This is a genomic window from Azoarcus sp. KH32C (assembly GCF_000349945.1).
In the GTDB taxonomy this organism is placed as follows: domain Bacteria; phylum Pseudomonadota; class Gammaproteobacteria; order Burkholderiales; family Rhodocyclaceae; genus Aromatoleum.
Map to the genome: position 1 here is coordinate 1,050,122 of NC_020516.1, position 22,825 is coordinate 1,072,946.

At 65.4% G+C, this 22,825-nt stretch carries 20 protein-coding genes and 1 riboswitch; of the genes, 3 read left to right on the forward strand and 17 right to left on the reverse strand.

What is annotated here, in order from left to right:
- The 10 genes from AZKH_RS04730 to AZKH_RS04775 form a co-directional block, all read right to left on the reverse strand.
- Entirely contained in the window at nt 1-591 is a 591-nt protein-coding gene (locus AZKH_RS04730) for a hypothetical protein (protein ID WP_015434602.1), read from the reverse strand.
- Nucleotides 579-1,730 carry a PilW family protein gene (locus AZKH_RS04735; protein ID WP_041655920.1) on the reverse strand — a complete coding sequence of 384 codons (1,152 nt, stop codon included), beginning with the start codon at nt 1,728-1,730 and terminating at the stop codon, nt 579-581. The genes AZKH_RS04730 and AZKH_RS04735 overlap by 13 nt, the downstream gene beginning before the upstream one ends.
- A complete protein-coding gene (locus AZKH_RS26165) occupies nt 1,718-2,197 on the reverse strand; it encodes a prepilin-type N-terminal cleavage/methylation domain-containing protein (RefSeq protein ID WP_015434604.1) in 480 nt (159 codons plus the stop codon). The genes AZKH_RS04735 and AZKH_RS26165 overlap by 13 nt, the downstream gene beginning before the upstream one ends.
- Nucleotides 2,191-2,703: a GspH/FimT family pseudopilin gene (locus tag AZKH_RS04745; protein WP_015434605.1), complete on the reverse strand. Its 513-nt coding sequence runs from the start codon at nt 2,701-2,703 to the stop codon at nt 2,191-2,193. Before AZKH_RS04745 ends, AZKH_RS26165 begins: the two co-directional genes overlap by 7 nt.
- Nucleotides 2,697-3,209, reverse strand: coding sequence for a type IV pilin protein (locus AZKH_RS04750; RefSeq protein ID WP_015434606.1), 513 nt, complete (start codon nt 3,207-3,209; stop codon nt 2,697-2,699). The genes AZKH_RS04745 and AZKH_RS04750 overlap by 7 nt, the downstream gene beginning before the upstream one ends.
- Before the next feature lie 244 nt (nt 3,210-3,453).
- A complete protein-coding gene (locus AZKH_RS04755) occupies nt 3,454-4,389 on the reverse strand; it encodes a phosphoribosylaminoimidazolesuccinocarboxamide synthase (protein ID WP_015434607.1) in 936 nt (311 codons plus the stop codon).
- Nucleotides 4,390-4,439: 50 nt separating this feature from the next.
- Complete coding sequence (locus AZKH_RS04760; RefSeq protein WP_041656879.1) at nt 4,440-5,747, reverse strand: DUF3422 family protein; 1,308 nt, start codon at nt 5,745-5,747, stop codon at nt 4,440-4,442.
- A gap of 111 nt (nt 5,748-5,858) precedes the next feature.
- Nucleotides 5,859-6,584, reverse strand: coding sequence for an OmpA family protein (locus AZKH_RS04765; RefSeq protein ID WP_015434609.1), 726 nt, complete (start codon nt 6,582-6,584; stop codon nt 5,859-5,861).
- Nucleotides 6,585-6,684: 100 nt separating this feature from the next.
- The gene (locus AZKH_RS04770) at nt 6,685-9,258 is read right to left on the reverse strand and encodes a bifunctional diguanylate cyclase/phosphodiesterase (RefSeq protein ID WP_015434610.1); all 2,574 of its coding nucleotides are present in this window, start codon (nt 9,256-9,258) and stop codon (nt 6,685-6,687) included.
- A gap of 113 nt (nt 9,259-9,371) precedes the next feature.
- The gene (locus AZKH_RS04775; protein ID WP_015434611.1) at nt 9,372-10,076 is read right to left on the reverse strand and encodes an isoprenylcysteine carboxylmethyltransferase family protein; all 705 of its coding nucleotides are present in this window, start codon (nt 10,074-10,076) and stop codon (nt 9,372-9,374) included.
- Nucleotides 10,077-10,218: 142 nt separating this feature from the next.
- Here AZKH_RS04775 and AZKH_RS04780 point away from each other — a divergent pair, with 142 nt between their 5' ends.
- Nucleotides 10,219-12,087, forward strand: coding sequence for a GGDEF domain-containing protein (locus tag AZKH_RS04780; protein ID WP_015434612.1), 1,869 nt, complete (start codon nt 10,219-10,221; stop codon nt 12,085-12,087).
- Between the two features lie 25 nt (nt 12,088-12,112).
- On the opposite strand, the gene AZKH_RS04785 is transcribed toward AZKH_RS04780, so the two are convergent.
- The 4 genes from AZKH_RS04785 to pyk all read right to left on the reverse strand — a co-directional run bounded on the left by AZKH_RS04785 (nt 12,113) and on the right by pyk (nt 16,793).
- Complete coding sequence (locus AZKH_RS04785) at nt 12,113-12,784, reverse strand: hypothetical protein (protein ID WP_015434613.1); 672 nt, start codon at nt 12,782-12,784, stop codon at nt 12,113-12,115.
- Between the two features lie 56 nt (nt 12,785-12,840).
- Nucleotides 12,841-13,905, reverse strand: coding sequence for a class II fructose-bisphosphate aldolase (gene fba, locus AZKH_RS04790; protein WP_015434614.1), 1,065 nt, complete (start codon nt 13,903-13,905; stop codon nt 12,841-12,843).
- Between the two features lie 396 nt (nt 13,906-14,301).
- Nucleotides 14,302-15,057: a 5,6-dimethylbenzimidazole synthase gene (gene bluB / locus AZKH_RS04800; protein WP_015434615.1), complete on the reverse strand. Its 756-nt coding sequence runs from the start codon at nt 15,055-15,057 to the stop codon at nt 14,302-14,304.
- Nucleotides 15,058-15,100: 43 nt separating this feature from the next.
- Nucleotides 15,101-15,305: riboswitch (cobalamin riboswitch) on the reverse strand.
- 39 nt (nt 15,306-15,344) lie between these two features.
- Nucleotides 15,345-16,793, reverse strand: coding sequence for a pyruvate kinase (pyk, locus tag AZKH_RS04805; RefSeq protein WP_015434616.1), 1,449 nt, complete (start codon nt 16,791-16,793; stop codon nt 15,345-15,347).
- Nucleotides 16,794-16,980: 187 nt separating this feature from the next.
- On the opposite strand from pyk, the gene AZKH_RS04810 reads away from it, so the two are divergent.
- Together AZKH_RS04810 and AZKH_RS04815 are read left to right on the forward strand one after the other, a co-directional pair.
- Entirely contained in the window at nt 16,981-17,856 is an 876-nt protein-coding gene (locus AZKH_RS04810) for a cache domain-containing protein (protein WP_015434617.1), read from the forward strand.
- A 126-nt stretch (nt 17,857-17,982) separates the two neighbouring features.
- Nucleotides 17,983-18,231, forward strand: a complete 249-nt coding sequence (locus AZKH_RS04815; RefSeq protein ID WP_015434618.1) for a hypothetical protein — start codon at nt 17,983-17,985, stop codon at nt 18,229-18,231.
- 86 nt (nt 18,232-18,317) lie between these two features.
- Here the strand turns inward: AZKH_RS04815 and AZKH_RS04820 are convergent, their stop codons facing one another.
- From AZKH_RS04820 to tkt, 3 genes are all read right to left on the reverse strand, one after another.
- Entirely contained in the window at nt 18,318-19,502 is a 1,185-nt protein-coding gene (locus tag AZKH_RS04820; RefSeq protein ID WP_015434619.1) for a phosphoglycerate kinase, read from the reverse strand.
- Nucleotides 19,503-19,568: 66 nt separating this feature from the next.
- Nucleotides 19,569-20,585 carry a type I glyceraldehyde-3-phosphate dehydrogenase gene (gene gap, locus AZKH_RS04825; RefSeq protein WP_015434620.1) on the reverse strand — a complete coding sequence of 339 codons (1,017 nt, stop codon included), beginning with the start codon at nt 20,583-20,585 and terminating at the stop codon, nt 19,569-19,571.
- A 104-nt stretch (nt 20,586-20,689) separates the two neighbouring features.
- Nucleotides 20,690-22,723 (reverse strand): transketolase, encoded by a 2,034-nt coding sequence (gene tkt, locus AZKH_RS04830; protein WP_015434621.1) that lies wholly within the window; start codon nt 22,721-22,723, stop codon nt 20,690-20,692.
- Nucleotides 22,724-22,825 lie beyond the last annotated feature (102 nt).

Sequence of the window (22,825 nt, forward strand, 5' to 3'; positions counted from 1 at the left end):
TCAGGTGGCGGGGCCGCTGATCATGGATTCGTAGAAGCCGAGCGTGCCACGCGGGCCGCGCGCGCGGATGATGACGCGGTAGTAGATGCCGAGCGTGTCCGGCGTGGTGTTGGCCGCCGTCGCGGGATCGACGTCGCACACCGACTTGATGCTGTCGGCGCTCGCGAGGTCGGGTGTGCTCTCGCACTGGCGCTCGATCACGTACTGGATGCGCATGCCGCCTGTGTCGGTGCCGCAGTTCGTGTTCGCGCCGCGTTCATCGATGCATGGGACGGCATTGCTGTCCCATACCGTGCTCGTCGCAATCGCGGCATTGCTCGAAAGGTCCGGGGAGCCCGTCTGGCGGATCCCATAGTAGTAGGGCTTGGACGTGAAGCTTCCGTTCGCCAGTTCCTCCCAGCCATGGTCGACCGCGACCTCCGAGGCGTGCATCGTCGCTTGCCTGAAGGCGAGGTTGCCTGCGACGAGGGTACCGGTATCTGTCGCACGGATGGCGCCGAGGGCCGCCAGACTCAGCAGCGCGAGCATGATCAGCGCGACGATCAGGACCACGCCAGCCTGCCCGCGGAGCCCCCGATTCAGCGGTTCCATACGACGTTCCTCAAGGGCGTCATCGTTTCGAAGATGCGGTAGCGGAAGTCCTGCCAGGTCTTGCCGGCGGGAACGCTCGTTCCGGACAGGTTCAGCGTCAGCGCGCCGCCGAAGACCGTCGGCGCCGAGGCAGTGACCGCCGTGACGTCCGGCTCGCGGCTGCGGGCGACGACGGCGATCCGCACCGCCTTGACCTGGTTCATCTCGTCCGCGGCGAGCGCGGACGCGCTCTTCCAGCTGGCGATCGCGTCGCTCCCGGCATCCGCGACGCCGTATTGCGCCTTGAGCATCACGATCTCGTCGGCGATCGCACTGTTGTGGAACGAGGGCGAACCGTTGCAGGAGGGGCTGATCGTCGTGTCGTGGCGCAGCAGCGCGTTGCATTTCGCCTCATAGCGCGTATAGGCGAACGAGGGCATCTTGACCAGGATCGAGCCCGGGCCGTAGGTCTGCGGGCTGGTAAACGCCTGGTTTGGATTCGACGGGTTATAGATGGACTGACCTGAACCGAACAGCACGTTGCAGCCGGTAGACCGGTCGTTGCACACGCCGCTGATTCCCGTGACCTGGATCAGCGTACAAGGATCGCCGCCGGTATTCGGCAGGGGATGGGCGACGAAGATGAGGTCGCCCTCGTGGAGGTTGTTGCGCGGATCGGTCACCTTCAGCACGCCCGCGGTGGCGGGCATCTCCTTGACGATCGCTGCGGTGAAAGTTCCGGCGGTGCTGGGCGGCGAGCTCTCGACATCGATCGTGTCCGAGCCCGCGCTCCCGCCGTCGGTGATCCGAACCGGTGCGAACGCAGACCCAAGCGACGAGCGGTCGTAAAGCGTGGCCCCGTTCTTGTATTCGTTCAGGCTCGGGCACATCGTCGCAACAGAATTCGCGAAGATTGCCGCGCCCGCCATCCGCAGATCGCGGTCGATCAGCGTGACCGCGAGTTGCGCTTCTTCGGCCGCGTTGATTCCGCCGCCCGTCGTGCGCAATTGCTTGCCGATGGTCGCCACCGACGCGGTGATCGCAAGCGTGATGATGAGGCCGATCAGGAGCCCGACCATCAGTTCGATCAGCGAGAGGCCGGCCTGCCACCGTCGTGCCCCCGGGCAACGCGTGCCGCTGCCGGCCGTCATGATTGCCATTGGAAGCGATTGGTCACGCTCATGCTGTGCGAGTCGCGCACCGCTCCGCCGGCGCCGTCGGACTGCTTGAACTGCGCGCTCCATTCGAGCGTGATGGTCAGGAATCCGGTGGTCATGCCGGACGGTCTTGCGATCGTGACGCTCGCCTCGGGAAAGTTGTTGCAGGCTTCGAGCACCCAGGCTGCGGCGGGGTGGGTGCCCAGCGATGCGGGGCATTCCGTCCGGTCGAGCAGAAATTCGGACGACGGATCTCCGCTGGTCGCGTCCTGCAACTCGACCTGAGCGATCAGCTTGTTGATGAGAAAGGCTGCCGTCGCGCGATCCCGGGCTTCACTGCCGAATTGGACGGCCCTGGCCTGCATTTCGATTGCACCGATCGCGCCGAGCGAAAAGACGAGGATGGCGATCAGTCCTTCCAGCAGACTGAAGCCCGCCTGTTTGCGTCGCGAAGTCCCGGCACTCAACATGTACGAGGATCGCCGGAGATCGTGATCGTCGGATCGCACAGTTGAAGCTGTCCGCCGTTATGGACGGCGATCCGCAACTGGCGGTTGGTCAGGTCGCTGCTGATGTCGATCTGCTGGAGATGGCTGCCGGACGCATCGACCATGCCGCTGGAAACAAACGTCACTGCCGTCTGGTCCGAGTTCGTCGCGATCGACAGGTTGCCGGCGCCATTGCCTTTGCTGGCCTGGATCGGGCTGGAGGGACTGACTGTCGCGACCGCCCAGTCCGCCGTCCCGGTCGTCAGCGTGAAGGAGACCGGCTGGTTGCGGCGCAAAGCCTCGATGCGCGCGAGTTGCAGGCCGGACATGATTGCCTCGGCGCTGGTGCGGACGCGGAAATTGGCAAGGATGCCTTCAAAGCTGGGTGCCGCGAATGCCGTGATGAGGGCAAGGATCGAGATCGTGACCAGCGCTTCGATCAGGGTGAAGCCGGCCACGTCGGTCCGCCGCAGCCCCCATCTCAGCATGCATCACCCTTGCGGGTGATCCAGCAGTCGACGGGCAGCCCGGACGCGTCGGGGAAGGCGGTCGTCTGGCGCCGGTTGTTGTGATCGACCGTGAAAGTGAAACCGGTCATTCCGGCAGACGCCTTGCCTGTCGCTGTTGCGAGGAAAGCCTGGCTGTCCGCGCCGTTATTGGTGCACGTGAAGTCGAACGAATCCGTCGTCGCCACGCCGACGCCGCAGTGGGTGGCGGTCGAGCCGTAGTTGCGGTTGTCCTGAAAGTACTGCTCGAGCCGAACCCGCAGCGTCGAAAGCTCGTTGGTCGCTTCGACGATCCGGCTGCGCTGGACATACCCCCTGTAGGAGGGCAGGGCGACCGCGGCCAGAATCGCGATCACGACAATCGCGATGACCAGTTCGATGAGCGTGAAACCGCGCAGCCTGGGCGATTGATAACAATGGCTTCGGCATGGTTTTTCATGCGGAGCCCCGCGTCTTCCAGGCGCCTGCGGCGCATCGAATGCAGTCATCGTCAGAGTCGGTCGCTTTACCCAAGGGTTGCCGTGGGCATATGCGGCGGTGTGTGTGAATGCCCGGATATTTCAAATTATTTCACGTTTTTCGGGACATTTCCCCACATGTGGGCTGCTTGTGGCAAAGAAATTGTCAATGTGTGTGCCGCCGGCAGCCACGAAGGCTGCCGGTTCACAGGTGTTTCGGAAGTGCTGCCCGCAGCGGGGTAAGCCGGGGCCAGAACAGCCCCGGCGGATGGGGTCAGGCCAACGTGAGGCCCGTCAGGCGCTCGTAGGCTTCGCGGTACTTGGCCGCGGTGCGCTCGATGACTTCGGCCGGCAGGCGCGGTCCGGGGGCCTTCTTGTTCCAGGTGAGCGTCTCGAGGTAGTCGCGCACGTACTGCTTGTCGAAGGAGGGCGGGCTGATGCCTTCGCGGTAACCGTCCGCCGGCCAGAAGCGCGAGGAGTCGGGCGTCAGTGCCTCGTCGATGAGGTGCAGCGTGCCGGCGGCGTCCACGCCGAACTCGAACTTCGTGTCGGCGATGATGATGCCGCGACCGGCCGCGTAGTTGGCCGCGGCGGTGTAGAGCGCGATGGCGGCGTCGCGGGCCTGGGCGGCGAGCTGGGCGCCGTTCTTGCCGGTACCCGCAAGCTGCTCGGTGAGGGCTGCCGCGCAGCGCGTCTGGGCCTGCTCGAAGGAGATGTTTTCGTCGTGGTCGCCGACGTCGGCCTTCGACGCCGGGGTGAAGATCGGCGAGGGCAGCTTCGCGGCCTGTTGCAGACCGGCGGACAGCTTGATGCCGCAGATTGCGCCGGTGTCCTGGTAGTCCTTCCAGCCCGAGCCGATCACGTAGCCGCGCACCACGGCCTCGATCGGCAGCGGCTTCAGTCGCTTGACGACCAGCGCGCGGCCGCGCACCTGTTCGCGCTCGTCGGCGGCAACAACCGATTCCGGATCGATGCCGGTGAGCTGATTGGGGATGATGTCGCCGAGGCGGTCGAACCAGAAACTCGCCATCGCGGTCAGCACGCGTCCCTTGTCCGGAATCGGGTCCGGGAGGATGACGTCGAAGGCGGACAGGCGGTCGCTGGTCACGATCAGGAGCTTGTCGGCGTCGACGGCATAGATGTCGCGCACCTTGCCGCGGCCCAGCAATTGCAGGCTCTTGATGGAGGATTCGAACAGGGGAGTGGCCACGATGGTTAACGCTCTTTCAGGCAAAAACGGGATTATAGGACAGCTTCGTCTCAATGCCCGCCGTCGTGCCCCGCGCCGCTCTCTTCCGCGGCGAGCTGGCGGTGCATGCGGCGCAGACCGAGCGCGACCAATCCGGCGATGATCGGGATCGACACGGCCGTGACGACCTCGGGCGTGGCGGGCGCGATGAAGTCTTTGGCGCCCTTCGCGATGTACTGCACCAGTTGCGAGCCGTAGTAGGTGATCGCGACGACGGACAACCCTTCGACTGTTTCCTGCAGCCGCAGCTGCAGGCGCGAGCGCGTGTTCATCTGCGCAAGCAGCGCCTGGTTCTGGTGCTCGAGTTCGACGTCGACGCGGGTGCGCAGCAGCTGGGAGCTCCGCGCGATGCGGCCGGATAGGTCTTCCTGGCGCCGTGCGGTCGTCGCACAAGTATCGATCGCCGGTGCGAGGCGCCGCTGCATGAACTCGCGCATGGTCGGATAACCGCTCACGCGCACCTCGCGCAGGTCGTCGATGCGCTGCCGCACGAGGCCGTAATACGCCGCCGCGGCGCCGAAGCGGAAGGTGGTCCGCGCGACGGAGCGCTCGACGTCGGCAGCGAGTCGCGTGAGATGGCCGAGCACGTGGCGCTCGTCCTCGGGCGAGCCCGCGTCGCCCATGTTGTCCATCAGGTCGGCGAGTTCGCCTTCGGCCTGCGACAGCCTCGCGCGCACTTCCTTCGCGACGGGGAAGGCCAACAGCGCCATGACGCGGTAGGTCTCGATCTCGAGCAGGCGCTGCACCGTACGTCCGGCCTGCCGCGGCGTCAGCGAGTCGTCGAGGACCAGGAAGCGCGAGAAACCGTCCGCAATGTGGAAGTCCGTGAAGACCCATCCGGCTCCGTCCGCGATCTGGGAGGCGATCGAGTTCATGCCGGTGGGCGAATACTGGCTGAGTACCGTCTCGGGCGACACTTCCTCGATGCTGCGCAGCTCGATGTGGGTCGCGACGATGAGCTGGCCGGGGATGTCCTGGCGCCAGTTCGCCGGGACCTCGATCAGCGCGTGTTCGCCCACGGTGTCTGTGGTTTCGATGCGCCGGACGAAGGTGTAGCTCGTGAACTCGTGGTGGCGCTCCCACTTCAGCCGGAAATCGCCGGCGTCTAGGAATACGTGCCCCGATGCGGTCTCCGGCGCAGGGAGGCCGAGCTGCTCCGCGAGATGGCACAGGTGGGCGGATTCGGCGTCCGCGCTGTTTTCGGTGTGCAGGAATGCGAGATAGGTGACGAACTCGGGCGTCTGCAGCGGCACGGGCGGACGGGCGTGAACCTCGTCGTTGAGCGTCTGACGCAGCGGGTGTTGTTCGAACAGGGGCATGTTGAGCGCGCGATCCATGGTGGCGCTAGCGTACCGGTCCCGGAGATGCGGGGAAAGCCCCCGCCGCGTGTGGCGTCGCGAAGTCGCCACACGCGCGGGGGCTTCCTCAGGTCAATAGCGCGACGGCTGCAGGGCCGGCTGGCTTGTCGGGCGTTCCGAGGACGGCGCGGGAGAGGATTGCGAACTGTCCTGCGCCGGCACGATGAGTACTTCGACGCGGCGGTTCTGCGCGCGGCCTTGCGTTGTGTCGTTGCTGGCGACAGGGCGCGATTCGCCATATCCCACCGCAGCGATCCGGCTCGGCTCGACCCCGTTTCGGATCAGCGTGCTGCGCACGGCTTCGGCGCGATTGTCCGAGAGCGTCTGGTTGAAGCCGGCCGAGCCGGTTGAATCGGTGTGTCCTTCGACCTGTACGACGGTACCGGGGTACTGCCGGATGCTTTGCGCCATCTGGGTCAGCACCGGCGTGAACTGCGGCTTGACGTCGGCGCGGCCGGTATCGAAGGTGATGCTCTCTGGCGCCTGCAGGCGGATCGTGTCGCCTTGGCGTTGGACGGCGACGCCGGTGCCGGCCATCTGCTGGCGCAGATCGGCTTCCTGCTTGTCCATCTGGCGGCCGATCAGCCCGCCGACGGTCGCGCCGATTGCGGCCCCGATCAGACCACCCTTCGTGCGATCGCCGTGGCCGCCAGCGACGTTTCCGAGTACCGCACCTGCGCCGGCGCCGATGGCCGCGCCGCGGGCGGTTTGCGCGTTTTCGCCGTAGAAGGGATTCTGTGCGCAGCCCGCAACCACCAGGACGGCAGCCGCGGCGAATATCCATATGCTGTTCTTCATGTTCGCCTCCGTTGTCGGGTCGTCAGGAGGCTGTCATTGTGCGCGCTTCGCCTGGAAGCGGTGCGCAGCATGGATAAGCAAATGTAAGTGGTGGGGCGCTTCAGCCGAGCGTGATGTCGAGGGCTTCCTCGATCGACGGAGTCGGGCGCCGGATGTGATAGCCCTGCGCGAGATCGATACCCTGTTCGACGACCTTGGCGAGCACCTCCGTATCCTCGACGTATTCGGCCACCGTGCGGATGCCGAGGTCGCGGCCGAGCGCGACGATGCTGCGCACCAGCGCGCGGTCCTTCTCGTTGTGCTTCATGCCAACGATGAAATCGCCCTCGATCTTCAGGAAGTCGATCGGGAAGCGCTTGACGTAATGGAAGGACGAGAAGCCCGAGCCGAAGTCGTCGATCGCGAGGCGGAAGCCTTCGGCGCGCAGCGTGTTGATGAAGCGTTCGAGCAGCGCCATGTTCTTGATCGTTTCGCGCTCGGTGATCTCGAACACGATTCTGCCCGGATCGAAGTCGAACGATGCGGCGATGCGGCGCGTCTCCTGCACGAAGTCGTTGAGCACCAGCGCCCGCGGCGACATGTTCAGGAACAGCAGTCCCTTGTAATCGGACTGGCTGACGATCTCCAGCGCCCGCTCCATCAGGATGTAGTCGAGCTTGTGCATCAGGCCCATCTTCTCGGCGATCGCGACGAAGGCGTCGGCGACGAGAATGCTGCCGTCTTCGAGCCGGATGCGGGAAAGCACTTCGAGCGCCTCGACTTCGCCTGTCTTGGGATTGACGATCGGCTGGAAGTAGGGAATCACACCGCGTGCTTCGACGGCGGCGAGGATCAGGATGCTCTTCTCGGACAGCGAGCGGAACACTTCGACCACGTCCTGCGGCGTCGGGATCGCCAGGCGCCCCTTACCCTCGGCCTTCGCGCGATACATCATCGTGTCGGCGAACAGGAAGAGATCCTTGGTCTCGATCGCGTGCTCCGGGTAGACCGCCATCCCGACTGACAGCGAGCCGGTCACGCGAGCCCCATCCGGCGTCTCGATCGACATCGTGGTGACCGAGTCGATGATGCGCTGGGCAACTTCCGTGGTTCCGGCGAGATCGGTCTCCGGCAGGATCACGACGAACTCGTCGCCGCCGTAGCGGGCGAGCAGATCGTCTTCGCGGATCGCGCTGCGGATCGCCGCGGCGACCTCCTGCAGGAACATGTCGCCGAAGCCATGGCCGTAGGTGTCGTTCACGGACTTGAAGTTGTCCGCGTCGACCACCAGCAGTCCGAACTTGTAGCCGTGGCGCCCCGACCGGATGGTCTCGCTGTCGAGCAGTTCCCAGAACACGCGCTGGTTGTACAGGTTCGTGAGCGGGTCGCGTGTCGCGTAGTACTCGAGATCCTTCGTGTATTTGTCGATCGCCTTCACCGAGCCGACGACGTTGAGCAGCGTCGACAGGATGCTTTCGACGACCAGCCAGCGCGTGCTGTCCGCTCCCGGTTGGGCCTGCATGCCGATGCCGACGATCCCGCCGATCTTCGGCGCCTCGACGAGCAGGGACTTCGTCTGCACCTCGATGTCCTCGCGCACCAGCTCGGGCAAGCTCCGCGAGCTGTCGGCGATGTTGTGTTCGATGCTGACCGCGTAGCCGCCGGCAAAGTAAGGGTTGCGTCCGAGCGACTCCTTGACCGTGGTCTCGAAGAGCTGCTGACTCTTGGCCGAAGGCGTGTAGCGCCAGAACACTTCGAGATCGAAGATGTCGTCGCCGATCTTGAAGATCGAGAACAGCGCGTAGGCGGGCATCACATCGTCAATGTCGAGAAGCAGGCGGTTCACGTATTCGCGCCAGTCCTTCACGACGTCCGAGGTGAGGATGAATTTCTCTAGCAGGCGGATCTCGAATTCGAGCATTTCCTTGTCGACGGCGACGCCGCGCACGCGCTCGAGCAGTTGCTTGACCTCGCCGGCAACCGGGCTGAATTCGCTGAAGCCGAAGTCGAGCCTCGCCTTCTCGATCTGGCGCAGGTCGGCGAGCTTGCTCACCGAGCGGATGTTGGTCGCGAAGCCGCCGATTGCACGATCGAGGCGCCGGCGGATATAGGCGACCATCAGCAGGGTCGCGATGACGGCGACCGGGATGATCGGCGCGAAGGCCAGCAGGAATTGCCGGTTGCTCGCCGCGAGCAGTGGCGTGATGTCCTGGCGGACGTCGATCACGCCGAGCACTTCGCCGGGCTGGGCGTTCGTATGACAGACCCGGCATTGATCTTCGGCGCGCAGCGCGTGGATGAAGCGGACTTCCGGGCCGTTGTTGAGCTGCAGGCTGTCGCCGCTGGCGATGACCTTGCGGATCGGATCGTCGAATGCGGGCTGCGAAATTTCGCCGAACAGTTCGGCGACGCGCGGCCCGCGGTAGATCTGGATCTGGTGTTGAGTGTTGTCCACCGAACGCCGGATCGCGCGGATGAATTCCTCGAGCTGTTGCCGCGACCAGCCGGTACGCATCAGCTGGAACATCGACTGGAAGGTCATCTCGGCGAAGGTGTTCGCGTCGCGCATCGCGTTGTCGCGCACCGAGCGCTCGAAGAGGTTCGATACGGCATAGTGCGTCGCGGCAACGAGGGCCGTCGAGAACACGATTGCCGCGATCAGAAGCAGGCCCCGGATTGTTTTGATTCGAGTCATCGAGCTGTCCTGATCCCGCCAATGACCGGATACAGGTCCGTGTCAGGCCGGATTCGTGCGCGAAGTAGGATGAAAGTCGTAACACCCCGTAACAAGTGGGGCTTTTGCGCGGACTATACTCCCCCGCCCCGTTCAGGGAAAGGCGCCGGGGGGGAGGCGGGCGGTGCGTTGCACAATTCGCGCGCCTCCGCGGGGTTCAGGTGCCGCCAGGGAATCGGAAAGAGACCGGCCACGCGCCTTCGGTAGCGCTCGTATGCGTGGCCGTGGCAGGCGACGAGTTTGCGCTCTTCGAGGCGCGAGCCGATCCAGAAATAGATCGATACGCATAGGGTCGAGACCAGGCGCGCCCTGTCCATGTCCCGCGTCCACAGGATGACCAGCGCCAGGAAATACCAAGGATGGCGAACGTAGCGATGGAGCGGCGAGATCCTCAGTGGCCCGCAGTCCTCGGGCCGGGTCCCTCCGGAGCGCCACTGCGCGAGCCCGCTGAATTCGCTTATGTCGTAGTAGCGGCAGGACCACAGGAAGCAGCCGAAGGCGGCGAGCGCCAATCCGTCTGCCATCCAGCCCCCAATACCGGTCCATTGCCAGAGAGGCTCCGTTCGCCATGCCAGGGTCAGCCACAGCAGCGGAAGCAGCAGGACGGCCGCGATCGCGTTGAACAGCAGGCGGTACGCTCTTGTCGCAAACCGGCAATGCTGCCCAAGCGCGCGCTTGACCGCATTCGACGCGAGCAGCGAATGCACCGCTCCGTACGCCGCCCAGCCGGCCGCAAGTGCTGCGATGTGAAGAGGCGACCAAGTGTTCAGGGTAGTCATGCGCCGCTACTGTGCGGCAAATGCGTCGTGAATGCCAGCATCGTCCATGCCTTTCGGCATAAGCCGGGTCGTTTCAGGGCATAATCGCGCCAATCAAAAAAGTTAATCGGAGCGGGCCGCTGCAGGCGCCTCTGGAGATGCAATGAATCTCAACCGAAAAATGACATTGTTGTTCGGCGCCATCGCCCTGGGAACCCTGGTGATGCTCGTCCTGATCAGCCTCGTCGCGTTTCGCAGTTACTCGATCGCGTCATCGACTGCGCATGTGCGCACTGCCGCGGAAATGGTGCGGGTGCATCTCACGGAAGCGATGATCCAGGGAACCATCGACAAGCGCGAGCAGTTCCTCGACCGCCTGTTGGAGGTGCAGGGGCTGCGGTCGGCGCGGGTCGTCCGTTCGTCTTACGTCACGCAGCAGTTCGGCGCCGGCATGGCGCGCGAGATGCATCCCGATGACATCGAGAAGCAGGTTCTTGCGGACGGCCAGCCTCGCTACGTGATCGTCGACGAGCGCGGCGATTCGGTGTTCCGCGGCACGATTCCTTTTGCGGCTTCGACCCGCGGCAAGCCGAACTGCCTGCAGTGCCACCAGGTCGCCGAGGGGACTGTGCTCGGTGCGGTGACGATGGAGGTTTCGCTGAGCGAGCTGAAGGAAAAGGCGCTCACGACAGTTGCGCTGATCATCGTCACGGTCGCGGTCTTCTCCTTGTTGTCGATCCTGCTGGCACGTCGCCTGATCCTGCCCGTCGGCTCAACTGCACAGGCCGTGGAGCGTGCGGTGCAGCGCGCCTTGCGGGGCGATTTCAAGGGCCGAGTCGAAAAGCGTACTGACGACGAGATCGGCCAGATCGCGACCGAGACCAACAGCCTGCTGGTCTTCCTCGACGATGGCCTGGCGCGCATCAGCCAGCGTGTCGTGCAGCTGACCGGCCGCACGATGCGCCAGGACGACAACCAGCTCGAGGTCGCGATCGACATGGTCAACGGCCTGGCCGACGCGTCCAGCTTCAAGCAGGCGATCGAGGAGGACGAAACCAAGGCCGAGATCTTCGACCGCTTCGGCAAGGTCCTGACCCAGCGTTTCGGCGTGCGTGAATTCTCGATCTACGAGACCTCGGGGCCGAAGCAGCTCGAACCGCTGTCGGTCGATGGCCAGCAGGGCGCGCCTTGCCGCTGGTGCGATCCGCAGATCCTGGTGCGCAGCGACATGTGCCGTGCGAAGCGCTCCGGTCATGTCGTCGACGGCTTGGCCCAGCCCGGCATCTGCTACGCCTTCCAGCCGCCCGAAGGCATCGGCGAGGGGCGGCGCCATTACTGCGTGCCGATCATGCAGTCGGGGGCGGTCGGCAATGTGATCCAGCTCGTCGTGCACGAGTCCGAGGCACAGGCCTTCCAGTCGCAGGTGCCTTACGTCAACGTCTATGTACGCGAGATGACGCCGGTGCTCGAGGCCAAGCGCCTCACCGAGACGCTGCGCGAATCGTCGCTGCGGGACGCGATGACTGGTCTCAATAACCGGCGCTTCCTCGAAGAGTACGTCGATACGCTGATCGCGTCGGCACGGCGCCGCAAGACGACGCTCGCCGTTCTGCTGCTCGACCTGGACTACTTCAAGGTCGTCAACGACACCTACGGTCACGACGCCGGGGATATCGTGCTGAAGTCGCTCGCCAACGTGCTGAAGAGCTCGGTGCGCGCGTCGGACATGGTGATCCGCTTCGGCGGCGAGGAATTTGTCATCATCCTGCAGGAAACCGATGCCGACAACGCCATGCGCGTCGCCGAGAACATTCGCGCGGCGGTTGCAGAGATGAAGATCCAGGTGGGCACCTCGACCTTGCACAAGACAATCTCGATCGGCGTCGCGATGTTCCCCGAAGACAGCGAAACCTTCTGGCAGAGCGTCAAGTTCGCCGATGTGGCGCTTTATCGGGCGAAGGAGGACGGGCGTAATCGCGTCGTGCGTTTCCGCCCGGAAATGTGGGAAGGGCACTCGTCCGAGTCGTACTGACGAACGTCCCGACCCCGCTTCCTTTTCAGCCTGTCTGTTGCCAGGCGGCGACCAGAGGGTCGCGGTGGACTGCCAGCTCCGTTAGCGCAACTTCGATCACCGGTCCGCTCAGCGTGTTGCCGGCGCACGTCGCGCGCAGGCTGGCGGGCGTTCCGCTGACGTCGACGCGCAGCGCGTCCTGATTCGGCTGCAGGCGGTTATGCCGGTCCTGCTCGTCGAGGACGACGCTGCCGTTGGTCAGGTTCAATCGCCCGCGCAAGCTCGCGTCCCGGCCCGAACTCAGTTTGCCCACCACCACGCAGGGCAGGGTCCGGAAATCGGGCACCAGCGTCAGCGCATGCCGCCGCAAAAAACGGGCCAGTTCGGCTCCCTGGAGCGGGGCGCGTCCGGCGGTGCGGCGCGAGAGTTGCTCCAACTCCTCGTCGGTGAGGTGCGGGCCCGCGGCGACCAGTGCCTCGCGCGGCAAGGCCACCGCTGCGGTGCTCACGACGTCGAGATGGTGATGATGCGAGACGATCGTGACTCCAGCCTTGCCAAGCTGCTTGGCGGTGACCGTCGGCATGCCCTGCAGCACCATGTTGCCGAGCAGCTCCTGCATGGCCTTGCACAATTTTTCGTGGCTGGCCTGCAGGAAGGCTTCCGGCGCATCCAAGTCGAATTCGAACTCGACGCTGAGTTTGAGATTGGCTCGTGCCATGAAAGTCGCCGGTCGGTCAGCTGGCCTCTTGTGCCGCAGGCCGACCGGCTCGGCCGTCAGCGAACGACCTGCGTCAGTTCGCCGGACTTGTAACGCGCGGCGATCTTTTCCAGCGACACGGGCTTGATGCGGCTCGCCTGGCCGGCGCAGCCGAAGGATTCGAAGCGTGCCTTGCACACGAGCTTGGCGGCTTCGCGCGCCGGCTTCAGGTATTCGCGCGGATCGAACTTCGACGGATTTTCGAACAGGAACTTGCGGATCGCGCCGGTCATCGCGAGACGGATGTCGGTGTCGATGTTGATCTTGCGCACGCCGAATTTGATCGCAGTCTGGATTTCCTCGACCGGCACGCCGTAGGTTTCCTTCATGTCGCCGCCGTACTGGCGGATGATCTCCAGCAGTTCCTGCGGCACGCTCGACGAGCCATGCATCACGAGGTGGGTGTTCGGCAGGCGGGCGTGGATCGCCTTGACGCGCTCGATCGCGAGGATGTCGCCGGTGGGCTTGCGGGTGAATTTGTAGGCGCCGTGGCTGGTGCCGATGGCGATCGCGAGCGCGTCGCAGTCGGTCTGCTTGACGAAATCGGCGGCCTGGTCGGGGTCGGTCAGCAGCATCGAGTGGTCGAGCGTGCCCTCGGCGCCCACCCCGTCTTCCTCGCCGGCCTGACCGGTTTCGAGGGAGCCGAGGCAGCCCAGTTCGGCTTCGACGGTGACGCCGATGGCGTGCGAGAACTTGACCACTTCACGACTCACGGCGACGTTGTAATCGTAGGAGGACGGCGTCTTGCCGTCTTCCATCAGGGAGCCATCCATCATGACGCTCGAGAAGCCCGAGCGGATCGCAGCTTGGCAGATCGCGGGCGACTGGCCGTGGTCTTGGTGCATCACGACCGGGATATGCGGGTAGGCTTCGACGGCGGCGTCGATCAAGTGGCGCAGGAAGGCTTCGCCGGCGTATTTCCGCGCGCCGGCCGAAGCCTGCATGATCACGGGGCTGTCGAGTTCGGCCGCGGCTTCCATGATCGCCTGGACCTGTTCCAGATTATTGACGTTGAACGCCGGCAAGCCGTAGCCGTTTTCGGCGGCGTGATCGAGCAGCTGGCGCATGGAAACGAGGGGCATGGGACTTCTCCGATTGGTTTTCTGGCACAACTTTGTGCGACTAACTGCGCATTTTAACGTCAGTCGGCACCCGATGGGCTTCGCGCGCGGCATGGCGGCGCACAAGAAAATGGCCCGGAGCTCGCTCCGGGCCATCGCGGCCGCCACAGACGGGGTTGGAGGGGGTTACCTTACTTGAGCAACTCCGCCTGCGTTGCCGCATCAACACGTCCGGTGACGGGAATCTCGCGGTCGTCCGGCATGCCCGAACCGAAACCGAGTTTGTTGGCTTTAATTGGAGCGTCCTTCAGGCCGATGGTTCCTTCGGAGTAGCCCGCCGGTAGGGATGCGCAGGTGAGGGCGCGCTTGCCGCGGACGACGAGTCGGCCTCTCTCAACGCGGGGTTAACTCACCTCCTCAGATAGGCGGAATGCCTTGTGCGGCGCGATGTTGCGCTTGCCTGAGGGCTTGCCGAAGCCCTTCGCCTTCGGGTGCCGCACCGCCCCAGCCGTCGAAGTGCACGAGCTCGTCGAGCGGGAGGCGCGGACGCCATCCGGCGGTCTGCAGTTCGGGCTGGTCGAGGAAATGGCTGACGTGTCCGACGCACAGGTAGGCGACCGGAATGATGCGTTGGGGCAGGCCGAGGATCTCGCGGATGCGTGCCTGGCGGTAGATGCTGACCCAGCCGACGCCGAGGCCCTCGGCGCGCGCCGCGAGCCACAGGTTCTGCACCGCGCAGACCGTGCTGTAGAGGTCCATCGCCTTGATGTGCGTGCGTCCGATGACGACCGGGCCGGCGCGGTCGCGGTCGCAGGTGATGCAGAGATTCACGGGCGCTTCGAGGATGCCTTGCAGGCGCAGGCCGGAGTACACCTCGCGCTGCTTGCCTTCGAACATCTGCGCCGCTTCGGCATTGGCCTCGGCGAAGGCGGCATGCACCTGCTGCTTGACGGCCATGTCGCGGATCACGACGAAGCTCCATGGCTGCATGAAGCCGACCGAGGGCGCGAAGTGGGCCGCGGTGAGGATGCGAGCGAGCATGTCGTCGGCAACCGGATTGGGCAGGAACTGGCCGCGGACGTCGCGCCGCGCGAGGATGTTGCGATAGACGGTCGCGCGCTCGGCGTCGTCGAAGTGGTGATGAGCCTGGTGGCCCGGGTGTGTGCCGTTCATGGATTCCCCTTCTGAAGCACGGTGGGCGACAGGCGGGCCTGCCTGCCGCAATGTGCCTCCGGGCCGGTCTTCTGACTCGGGTTCGTCCCGCGCCGCGCCTTCCCGCCCGGACGGGCAGTGGCATGTTGCGGCGGCGGTCCCCCTCACAGCGTTGGGCACGTTGCGGAATCGGCGCGATCTTTCGAAGGCGCCTCACCGCATTTCCGATTCTCCTGCCGATGGCAGGCACCCGGAGGCAATGTCTGGTCGAGCGCGGCAGTGTAGCAGCCGCGCGCGGACCGCGGAGCTTATTGCTCGGTGAGATGCGGCGCCGGATGCTCGCCCACGCGTACGATCTTCAGCGTGTTCGTGCCGCCCGAGGTGCCGATCGGCTCGCCGATGGTCAGCACGATCAGGTCGCCGCGCTCGACGACGCCCTGGTCGAGCAGGATCTGCTCGGCTTCCCACAGCAGCACGTCGCGGTCCTGATGCGTCTGCGACATCAGCAGCGGGAAGACCTCACGGTACAACGTCATCTGGTTGCGGGCCGAGGCTTCCGGGGTCAGCGCATAGATCGGCACGCCGCTGTTCAGACGGCTCATCCACAGCGCCGTCGAGCCGGTCTGGGTCAGCGAGGCGATGGCTTTCACCTTGAGGTGCCAGGCGGTCCAGATCGCGGCCATCGCGATCGACTGGTCGATGCGCGTGAAGACGCGGTCGAGGACGTCGCGATCCAGCGTGACGTCCGAAGACTTCTCCGCTTCGAGGCAGACCCGGCTCATCGCCTCGACGACCTCGACCGGGTACTTGCCGGAGGCGGTCTCCGCCGACAGCATCACCGCATCGCTGCCGTCGAGCACCGCGTTGGCGACGTCCGAGACTTCGGCGCGCGTCGGCACCGGACTCGTGATCATCGACTCCATCATCTGCGTCGCCGTGATCGTGAGCTTGTTGCGGTCGCGTGCGGCGCGGATCATCTTCTTTTGCAGCGCCGGCACCGCGGCGTCGCCGACTTCGACCGCGAGGTCACCGCGCGCGACCATGATGCCGTCCGAGGCGTCGAGGATCTCGTCGAGGTTGGCCACCGCCTCGGTGCGCTCGATCTTCGCGATCAGCAGCGCCTCGGAACCCGCGGCACGCAGCAGCTGGCGCGCCATGTACATGTCGGCCGCGCTCTTCGGGAAAGAGACCGCAACGAAATCGACGCCGATCTCGGCGGCCGTCTTGATGTCGTCCATGTCCTTCGCGGTCAGTGCCGGCGCGGTCAGGCCGCCGCCCTGGCGGTTGATGCCCTTGTTGTTGGACAGTTCGCCGCCCACGCGCACCGTCGTGTGGATCTCGTGGCCGATGACGCGATCGACGACGAGCTTGAGGCGCCCGTCGTCGAGCAGCAGCACATCGCCCGCCTTGACGTCCTTCGGCAGGTTCTTGTAGTCGAGGCCGACGCGGCCGATGTCGCCCAGCTCGCATCGGGCATCGAGAATGAAGGGGGCGTCCTTTTGCAGATGCACGCGGTCGCCGGCGAACTTGCCGACGCGGATCTTCGGCCCCTGCAGGTCGCCGAGGATGCCGACCGAGCGTCCGCACCGCGCCGCCGCTTCGCGAATCGCCGCTGCCCGCGCGATGTGGTCTTCCGCCTTGCCATGCGAAAAATTCATCCGCACGACGTCGATGCCGGCATGCACCATGCGTTCGAGGACTTGCGGATCAGTCGAGGCGGGACCGAGGGTGGCGACGATCTTGGTGTGGCGGGGCATGCTGTCTCCGTGTCGATATGCATCCGAGGACACGATTCTACCTCCACGACTCGGCGACGAGACCGACGGGGCGGCGTTTCGCCGCCGGTCGGATTCGTGCGAACCTGCCTACGCCAGCCTATCGACAGATGCTGTTGCTTCCTATAATTTTGCTTTCATCAATCCAGCCTCCGGACCTTCGAACGCCATGAAATCTGCTTTCCTCGCATCACTCTGTGTGCCAGTCCTGATGATGCAGCCCGTGCTCGCAGCCGATCCCGTGCCCGCCTACGGGCAGGGGCCCCTCGTACAGCGGGCCGACGAGAGCCGCAGTCAGCGGCTGCTCGACAAGGCGGTCGCGCGTTTCCGGGAGGTCGGCGACGCGGCGTTCGACGAATTCAACCGCGCGCCGCAGTTTGCGGATCGCGAGCTCTACGTGTATGCGCTCGCCACGGACGGCACCATGCTCGCCAGCGGCGGGTCCTCGGTGGCCCTGGTTGGACGCAATGTCGCGACGATGCAGGACTCCGCCGGCAAGCCCTTCTTCCGCGAAATGCTCGATGTCGCGGCGAAGAGCGATGCGGGCCGCGTCGAGTATCGCTGGCTCAATCGCCAGGACAGGCGCGAGGAGCAGAAGGTGACGCTGTTCCGCAAGGTGGGCGAGCGCATCATCGCGGTCGGCTACTACGTCCCGCGGGCGACCCCGGCGCAGGCGAAGGATCTGCTGGAGCGCGCCATTGCGAGAGTGAAGGAGAAAGGGGCGGAGTCGGCGCTGGCATCCTTCAATGCGCTCAATGGCGGTTTCATGCAGGACGACCTTTACGTGTTCGCGATCGACCTCGATTCGCAGCGTTTCCTCGCGCACGGCGCGATGCCCAAGCTGGTCGGCACGGACGGCCACGAGTTGCGCGATCCCAAGGGCAAGGCGATCGTTGCGGACATGGTGAATATCGTCAGCCGCAAAGGCGCGGGTGAGCTCGACTACGCTTGGCGCAACCCGGTCACCGACAAGCTGGAGACCAAGCACTCCTTCCTTCAGCGGGTCGACGGCATGCTGGTCGGCGTCGGCTACTACACGCGCTGAGGGGGTGCGTTGGCAGGTGCGACGCGATGGGTTGACCTCGGACAATATCGTCCCGGCGCTGATCCACGACAATGCGGGAGCCGCGTTTCGCGGCGTAAATATCTGAATACACGAGGAAGAGTCCCGATGATCGACGAGGTAACCCGCTCCCTGCTCGACAGCCTGCCGCGTGGCGCCAGCTACGACCTGTCGGTGGTGCACGATGCCGAAAGCAATCTGCACGCGCTGACGATCGTGATCGACGGGGAAAGCTTCCGCCCCGGCATCGGCTACGAGAGCAGCGACGATTTCGAATTCGATCGCGACCAGATTGCCGAATACCTGGTCACGCGCAAGCAAAAATGCGGCGGCTGCGGCGGGTGCCGCTGCGGCTGAACCAGCCCAAGCAAGCAAAACGGCCACCCGAGGGTGGCCGTTTTTCATTACGGGCCGGCTGTCCGGCCCCGTCGTGACGATGCGTCTCAGTCGTTGAAGCGGCCTTCGAGCGCTGCGATCGCGGGCAGGGTCTTGCCTTCGAGGAACTCCAGGAACGCGCCGCCGCCGGTCGAGATGTAGCCGACGTCCTGGGCGATGTGGAACTTCGCAATCGCCGCCAGGGTGTCGCCGCCGCCGGCGATGCAGAAGGCCTCAGAGTGGGCGATCGCGGAGGCCATCATCTTCGTGCCGCCGGCGAACTGGTTGTGCTCGAACACGCCGACCGGGCCGTTCCAGACGATCGTGCCGGCGTGGGCGATGATGTCGGCGAGCTTCGCCGAGGTCTTCGGGCCGACGTCGAGGATGCGGTCATGCGGGCCGACTTCGTCGACCGGGATGCGGTTGGCGCGCGCGAGCGCCGACACTTCATCGGCGACGACGACGTCGACCGGCAGCGGCACTTCGGCGCCGCGTGCCTTCATCATGTCCATGATCGCCTGCGCTTCCTTCACCAGTTCCGGCTCGGCGAGCGAGTCGCCGATGCGCTTGCCGGAGGCGAGCAGGAAGGTGTTGGCGATGCCGCCGCCGACGATCAGCTGGTCGACCTTGTCGGCGAGCGACTTCAGGATGGTCAGCTTGCTCGACACCTTGGCGCCGCCGACGATCGCGACGAGCGGGCGGGCCGGGGTCTCGGTGGCCTTGGTGAGCGCATCGATCTCGGCCCCCATCAGCATGCCGGCGCAGGCGACCGGTGCGAAGCGGGCGATGCCGTGAGTCGTCGCCTCGGCGCGGTGGGCGGTGCCGAATGCGTCATTGACGTAGACGTCGCACAGCGCGGCCATCTTCTTCGCGAGTTCTTCGTTGTCCTTCTTCTCGCCCTTGTTGCAGCGGCAGTTTTCGAGCAACACGATCTCGCCGGCCTTGACTTCGAAACCGCCCTCGACCCAGTCGCGGATCAGGCGCACCGGCTTGTGCAGCAGCTCGCCCATGCGCACGGCGATCGGTGCGAGCGTGTCTTCGGCGCGGCATTCACCTTCGGTCGGGCGACCGAGGTGCGAGGTCACCATCACGGCGGCGCCGTTGTCGAGGCAGTACTTGATCGACGGCAGCGAGGCACGGATGCGGGTGTCCTCGACGATGTTGCCGGCCTCGTCCTGCGGCACGTTGAGGTCGGCACGGATGAAGACGCGCTTGCCGGCGACGTCGAGCTCGGCGAGTTTCTTGACTTGCATGGATTCCTTCCCGATGTGAAAACGCCCCGCGGAGCAGGGCGTCGGATTGCGTGCTGAGCTGGCGGCTTACTTCGCGTTGTGGACTGCGCGGGCGGCGTCCAGCATGCGGCAGGAGTAGCCCCACTCGTTGTCGTACCAGGCGAGCACCTTGACGAGGTTGCCGTCCATCACGCGGGTCTGGGTCGCGTCGAAGATCGACGAGTGCGAGTCGTGGTTGAAGTCCATCGACACCAGCGGATCTTCATTAACGGCCAGCACGCCCTTCAGCGGGCCCTTGGCGGCTTCCTTCATCAGCGCGTTGATCTCTTCCTTCGAGGTTGCGCGGCTGGCGGTGAAGGTGAGGTCGACGAGCGACACGTTCATCACCGGCACGCGCAGCGCGAAGCCGTCGAACTTGCCCTTCAGCGCGGGCAGCACCAGGCCGACGGCCTTGGCGGCGCCGGTCTTGGTCGGGATGATGTTCTGTGCAGCGGCGCGGGCGCGGCGCAGGTCCTTGTGGCGCACGTCGACCAGCACCTGGTCGTTGGTGTAGGCGTGCACGGTGGTCATCAGGCCCTTCTCGATCCCGATGTTGTCCTGCAGCACCTTCGCGACCGGCGCGAGGCAGTTGGTCGTGCAGGAGGCGTTCGAGATGACGGTCATCGCCGAGGTCAGCACCTCGTGGTTCACGCCGTAGACGATGGTCGCATCGACGTCGTCGCCGCCCGGGGCGGAGATCAGCACCTTCTTCGCGCCCTGCTTCAGCAGCACTTCGGCCTTGGCCTTGGCGGTGTACGCGCCCGTGCACTCGAGCAGCACGTCGACGCCCAGGTCGCCCCAATTCACGCCCAGCGGATCCTTCGTCGAGAAGAAGGGGATGCGGTCGCCGTTGACGATCATCACGTTGTCGCCTTCGGTCTCGACCGGGAAGGCGAAACGACCGTGGGTCGTGTCGTACTTCGTCAGGTGGGCGTTGGTCGCCAGGTCGCCGGAGGCGTTGATCGCGACGATCTCGAACTGGTCGCGCAGACCGAGTTCATAGAGGGCGCGCAGGGTGCAGCGACCGATACGGCCGTAGCCGTTGATGGCGAGTTTGATGGTCATCGAGGGATCTCCCGGAGCGTTGAAACGAAAAACACCACAACTTGGGACTGCCTGCGCCGGGGATGCCGGCGCGGGGCGCGCCGGGAGCCTCGGGCGCCGACGCGTCAGTTCACGATTTCTTTCACGGCCGCCGTGACAGCGTCCGCGGTAATGCCGAAGAACTTGAAGAGCTCGCCGGCGGGGGCCGATTCGCCGAAGCGATCGAGGCCGATCACGGCGCCTTCGAGGCCGACGTACTTGCGCCAGCCGTCGGTGACGCCCGCTTCGACCGCGACGCGCGGTACGCCAACGGGAAGGACTGCAGCCTGATAGGCGCGGTCCTGGCGGTCGAACACGTTGGTCGAAGGCATCGACACGACGCGCACGGCGATGCCGGCCTCGCTCAGCGCCTTTTGCGCGGCCATCGCGAGGGCGACTTCGGAGCCGGTCGCGATGATCACGGCCTGGAGCTTGCCGTCGACAGCTTCGGACAGCACGTAGCCGCCGCGGCGGATCGCCGCGATCTGCTCGGCGTTGCGAGCCTGGAAGGGCAGGTTCTGGCGCGAGAAGAGGAGCGAGCTCGGGCCGTTCTTGCGTTCGATCGCGTGCGCCCAGGCGACCGCGGATTCGGTCGTGTCGCAGGGACGCCAGACGTCCATATTCGGGATCAGGCGCAGCGTCGCGGTCTGCTCGACGGGCTGATGCGTCGGGCCGTCTTCGCCGAGGCCGATCGAGTCGTGCGTGAACACGAAGATCTGGCGGATCTTCATCAGTGCCGCCATGCGCAGCGCGTTGCGCGCGTACTCGCTGAACATCAGGAAGGTGGCGGTGTAGGGGATCAGGCCGCCGTGCAAGCTGATGCCGTTGGCGATCGCGGCCATGCCGAATTCGCGCACGCCGTAGTAGATGTAGTTGCCGCCGGATTCCTTCGAGACGCCCTTCGCGCCGGACCACAGGGTCAGGTTCGAGCCGGCGAGGTCGGCCGAGCCGCCGACGAGTTCGGGCAGCTTCGGGGCGAAGGCTTCGATGCTGTTCTGGCTCGCCTTGCGGGTGGCGATGGTTTCGGCCTTGTCGACGACCTTCGCGATCACGGCATCGACGTGCGCAGACCAGTCGGCCGGCAGCTCACCCGCCATGCGGCGGCCGAATTCGGCGGCGAGTTCGGGGTAGGCCTTGGCGTAGGCGGCGAAGCGATCGTTCCAGCCGGCTTCGAGCGCGGCGCCCTTGTCGCGGGCGTTCCACTCGGCGTAGACGTCGGCCGGGATTTCGAACGGGGCCTGCGTCCAGCCGATGTGCTCGCGCGTCGCAGCGATCTCGGCGGCGCCGAGCGGCGCGCCGTGGACGTCGTGGCTGCCCTGCTTGTTCGGGGCGCCCGCACCGATCACGGTCTTGCAGCAGATCAGCGTCGGTTGCGTCGCATTGGCCTGGGCGGCGCGGATCGCGGCGTCGATCTCGGCCGGATCGTGGCCCTGCACGTTCGCGATCACCTGCCAGCCGTAGGCTTCGAAGCGCTTCGGCGTGTCGTCGGTGAACCAGCCGTCGACGTGGCCGTCGATCGAGATGTTGTTGTCGTCGTAGAAGGCGATCAGCTTGCCGAGACCCAGGGTGCCGGCGAGCGAGCAGACTTCGTGCGAGATGCCTTCCATCAGGCAGCCGTCGCCGAGGAAGACGTAGGTGTAGTGGTCGACGATCGCGTGGCCGGGACGGTTGAAGTCGGCGGCAAGCATCTTTTCAGCCAGCGCCATGCCGACCGCGTTGCTGATGCCTTGGCCGAGCGGGCCGGTGGTCGTTTCGACGCCCGGGGTGTAGCCGTATTCGGGGTGGCCCGGCGTCTTGCTGTGCAGCTGGCGGAAGCGCTTGAGCTCTTCGATCGGCAGGTCGTAGCCGGTCAGATGCAGCAGCGCGTAGATCAGCATCGAGCCGTGGCCGTTCGACATCACGAAACGGTCGCGGTCGGCCCACTTCGGGTTCGCCGGGTTGTGGCGCAGGTATCGGCGCCACAGCACTTCGGCGATTTCCGCCATGCCCAGCGGCGCGCCCGGGTGGCCCGAATTGGCCTGCTGGACGGCGTCCATGGCGAGGGCACGGATGGCGCCGGTGACGGGATTGAAGACCGGAGGCCGGACGTTGCGCGGCGTCTCTTGGCTGGCAGGCTGCATGGATTTCTCGGGGCGGGGGGCTGGAAAAGGGCGGAATTATCGCCGAAAAGGCCCCCGCTTGGGTAGGGTTTGCTGCGCCGCAAGGCGCGGTAAGTCTCTGCC